Source organism: Methanoregula sp. (assembly GCF_002835825.1).
Classification (GTDB): domain Archaea; phylum Halobacteriota; class Methanomicrobia; order Methanomicrobiales; family Methanospirillaceae; genus Methanoregula.
The window spans coordinates 1-4,224 of the sequence record NZ_PIZH01000191.1 but is presented as its reverse complement, the minus strand read 5'-3'; the positions used below and the strand labels follow the sequence as shown (position 1 = coordinate 4,224).

General features: G+C 57.1%; 2 protein-coding genes and 2 pseudogenes. 1 reads left to right on the top strand and 3 read right to left on the bottom strand.

Annotated features, from left to right (window positions below; translation table 11 throughout):
* Positions 1–905, bottom strand: a pseudogene (locus CW742_RS07890) (acetyl-CoA decarbonylase/synthase complex subunit alpha); the annotation flags it as partial.
* A gap of 285 nt (positions 906–1,190) precedes the next feature.
* Here CW742_RS07890 and CW742_RS07885 point away from each other — a divergent pair.
* Entirely contained in the window at positions 1,191–2,942 is a 1,752-nt protein-coding gene (locus CW742_RS07885; RefSeq protein ID WP_292418815.1) for a DUF2070 family protein, read from the top strand.
* Positions 2,943–2,984: 42 nt separating this feature from the next.
* Here CW742_RS07885 and CW742_RS07880 read toward each other — a convergent pair whose 3' ends face one another.
* Positions 2,985–3,770 carry an AAA family ATPase gene (locus tag CW742_RS07880; RefSeq protein ID WP_292418812.1) on the bottom strand — a complete coding sequence of 262 codons (786 nt, stop codon included), beginning with the start codon at positions 3,768–3,770 and terminating at the stop codon, positions 2,985–2,987.
* 4 nt (positions 3,771–3,774) lie between these two features.
* A pseudogene (locus CW742_RS07875) lies at positions 3,775–4,224 on the bottom strand (cobyrinic acid a,c-diamide synthase); the annotation flags it as partial.

Here is a 4,224-nt window from a genome sequence, read left to right as displayed (position 1 = left end):
CGGATGTAGCGGAGCTGCCACGAGATCGGACCAACGACTTTTGCTTTCGGCGCGTACCGGGTGAGGTCGATGGCTGTGCAGCAGATGCCGGTTACTTCAACATCCCCGGCATTTCCGTGGTCGCGGAGGTAATCGATGATGGCCGCAGCAGGAGGAACATTGTGCCCGATGACAAGGATGACCGGCTTCTTTGTATCGATAGTTCCAAGCCCGAGATCCGCAAGGGGGGACTCGGGGTCTGCCTTGGGGAACCCAAGTGCCGAAACCTGTGCAATATCTGCTACTTCCATGCCAAGGTGGTCGATCATGCCCGTGTGGAAGACCTTGGACTCGAAATCAAGACTGTTGCCTTCCTGACCGGTATGCGTGACCGCGAGGAGCTGCGTCAACTGGTTCTCGCAGTAGTCCAGCACCGGCTCAAGGTCGCCAAGCGTCCCGGGTTTAATCCCGCAGACAAGCCTTGTTATCGGGGCTTCCACCTCGACCCCGGTGCCACCCACATTGATCGGGCATTCCCGGCCGAGAGCCTCAATCGTGTGGGTAAGGATCTCACGGGCATGGCTCGTATGGGTCGCAGCCCCGATACAGGCAGCGAGCAGGACGATCCGCGACTGCTGGGCGGGCATGGAGATCCCGCAAGCCCCCTTCTTGGTTCCGGTCAGGTCGCACTTCCCGTACGTACAGAGGCAGCAGAGGTCGCAGAACGGCATGTAGAACGGTTTGTAGCGGGAAAGGAGACGACGGTCCCACGGGCGGAGCGTGGTGAGCGAGGGAAACGGGGAGGGGCCCATTGGTTCGTCCCAGCGCTCGCGGGTGATCGCGCCGATGGAGACTGTGAGATCGCGGAACTGTGCAAGATCTGAATTGATCTCCTTAATACTGAAACTGACACTCTTCCGGCTCACCGTAGCACACCCCCAAAAGTTCAACTATACATTGTGATATAGGTAAAATAAGTGTATTGGAACAGTACAGGAGTAGCACAAAGCAAGTACGCTGAAGATACCAGTTTCATCAGGAGCCCTGACCAGGCCCGCAGAAGAGGCTGAAGATCCCTGATAAGAACGACATGGATGTGACATATGTGTTTACGATTTCAGGATGACACCCCGTGTTCTTATATGCCCGTACACCCAACTGTCCCATCAGAATATCCACGATGATCATGGCATGCTCCGGAGGATCTGGCAATGTCCGGTGAAATGGATCTCAAGCTCGAAGCGCTTTCAAAATATATTGTTACCAGCCCATCCTGGATCCGGTCGCTCGCCCTCATCCTCCTGCTCTCCGGCTGTGTCGAGATCATGTCGATTCTCGGAAGCCAGGGGTCATTCACGAAACCCAATCTCTTCCCGATAGCTGCATACCTCATTCCGGCGGTTGCAGCGCTCGCCTTCACCCCATGGCTCGCCCGCCGGTTTGGCGGGAAACTCGATTTTGGCTGGTCGGGGCTGACTGCAGCACTCGGCCTTATCATCTCGCTCTTTGTCTCGCTCTCGCCCATCCTCCTCTTCCGCTTCTCGTTCGCACTCTTCTTTGCCATATCACTCGCACTGGTCTTTGCATTCCGGATGCTCCTCCTTGCAGCGGTCGTCGATTTCCACCTCCGGAAAGTGGTTGTTCCTGCATTCCTCCACTCCGGCATCGCGATTCTTGGAGCGGCACCGTTCCTTGACCTGTGGTTCGTGCAGGTCTCCATCCTCCTCCACATCAGCTTTGCCGTGGGAGTCTATGCCTTCATCATTGTTGTGGAGCGCCCGATGAAGGCAAATTTCAAGGTCGGCCCCCTTGAACTGGTGAATGCATTCCTTCTCCACCTCTCAGAAGGGAGCAGAAAACTCGATGACTTCTTCCGGAGCATCGGGGAGAGCGTTGTGGTGCCCCAAGTTTCGCTCGTACTGCAGCGCGAAGGAAAAGAAGAGATCTTTGTCACCATCCCGAATGTCCACCCCGGCCCTCTGGGCGAGATTGGCGGCAGCAACCTGCCAAAGATCCTCCACAACCAGATCGGGGGCGCTGCGCTTGTTTTCCATGGCGCAGCCTCGCATGACTTCAACCCGGTCGATGAGACAGAAGTGAAAAAGGTCGGCGATGCTGTCCTTGCTTCCCGGCCGAATTCCTGCACGAGCTCCTCGTGTACGAAATCCGGCAGGTACCGTCACGGGTCGGTGGATGTGATGGCACAGGCATTCGGTGACACTGTCATCGCAGTCGCAACGCGTTCACCGCAGGTGACTGAGGACCTCGATTTTGCGATGGGATTCTCGATTATGAAATCCGGTGAAAAACAGTTCCGGCATGTCGGGTTTATCGATGCCCATAACTGTATGGATACGCTGGCGGACGGAGTCTATTCCGGGACATCGCTGGGTATGGAATATCTTGCTGCGGCAGAGGACGCTTTTTCCGGCACTGCACAACAGGAACAGGTCCCCTTCATGGCCGGTTATGCCCACCGGACCCTCCCCTGGTCGCGGACAGACGGGTTCGGTGACCTCGGCGTCCAGGTCCTTGTCATCACCGTTGGGGGGCAGAAGACCGCGTACGTCCTCTTTGACGGCAACAATATGCACACCGGCGCCCGTGACGAGATCCGCAAACGCCTGGTATCCCTTGTTGACGAATGCGAGATCATGACGACTGACACGCACGTGGTCAACACCATCTCCGGCCGGAACCAGGTGGGGCTGAAAGTGCCGGTCGAGGCGTTTTATCCTCATGTCGAAGATGCGGTGCGGGAAGCAATCGCAGATTCCGCGCCGGCCTGCTCTGCCGGCGCAACCGCATGGTGCAAGAATGTTGTTGTCTTTGGCTCCCAGCGGATCTCCCAGATTGCATCAACGGTCAACGCGATGATTGGATTCCTTGTGCCGGTGGCAATCATCATTATTGTCGGGGCTTTTATCACGACAGCGATGGCGTATTTCCTGCTGGTGTATTAAAACGAAGGGGGAAAATGAGGATAAAGCCATTTTTCCCTACGTTCATTCCGTTTTCTTTTCCTGCATATCGAAAAGCGCTTTTCGCACAATCTCTCCAATAGACCGGTATGCCGGTGAATCATCAGGAGCCTCAAGCAGGCACTTCCCGGAAAGCACCATCCGCGCAACCGTGTCATCCTGCGCAATCCTCCCGAAATAGGGCAGTCCGAGTCCTGCCAGTGCCACGGGATCAGGATCGCCCATGAAACCGTAGCCCCCGATGACAAGGAAGCGGTCGAACCGAATCCCAACCTCGCTGATGACGCGATGCGCCCGCTTTACGTGGGCAAAGGATTTGGACGATGGCCCCATGATGTCAAAGATGATTTCCACGGTGCTTGCGATCTTCCGGTTCAGGTGTTCGAGCCCGCCCGGGGAATCGATGAGGATATAGGTATACTGGCGCGTGATTGAGGAGAGCGCGTTCTTGAGCGCTGCGTCAGGCAGGCAGTAGCACCCTTCAACCCACTTGGTCCCGACCGAAAAGAGATCGAACTCCTCCCCTTCATAGAGCCCCTCCTCCCAGATCCGGTTCTCGATCCGTTTCGATGGCGGGATACCGATGGTTGTCCCGCCCTGCTGGATGAATGTCTCCGAGAGCAGTTCCGCGATGGTCTTTTTCCCGGCCGCTTCGAGATCAACTCCCACCATCTCGGCAAGGTTCTGGTCCGGATCGGCGTCAACGAGAAGGATCGGGCCATTCCCCGATTCAATAAGGTATTTTGCCATAAGGGCGACAAACGTCGTCTTGCCGGTCCCGCCTCTTCCCATGGTCACGATTGTCTTCATACAGTCACCCCGGGGTTCCGGTTCCCCGGAGGTAATCTTCCGGCCTTTTTGCTTTTTCCACACTTCCGGCAAGTTCGCGCACTGCATTCCATGCAAGGGACTGCCGGGGACCGGCAGGCTCGCCCGTGATACCGGCTTCCATGACGGCCGGATCGAACGGTATACTGCCCAGTACTGCAAGCCCGTGCTCTCGCGCAAACGCCCGCACGATCCCCTCCTCTTCCGGCGTTGCATTCCGGTTCGCGACAATTCCTGCCACCGGAATTCCCGCCTCGTTCGCAAGCCGGCAGATCGTGGCCGCGGTCAGGAGCGATTTTTTGTTTGCATCCGAGACCGAAAGGAGGACATCGACCCGGGCGGCAGTGCCCCGGCCAAGGTGTTCAATGCCTGCCTCCATATCGAGGATGACTATTTCATCCCGTTCGACAACGAGATGCCGCATCAGGGCCCGGAC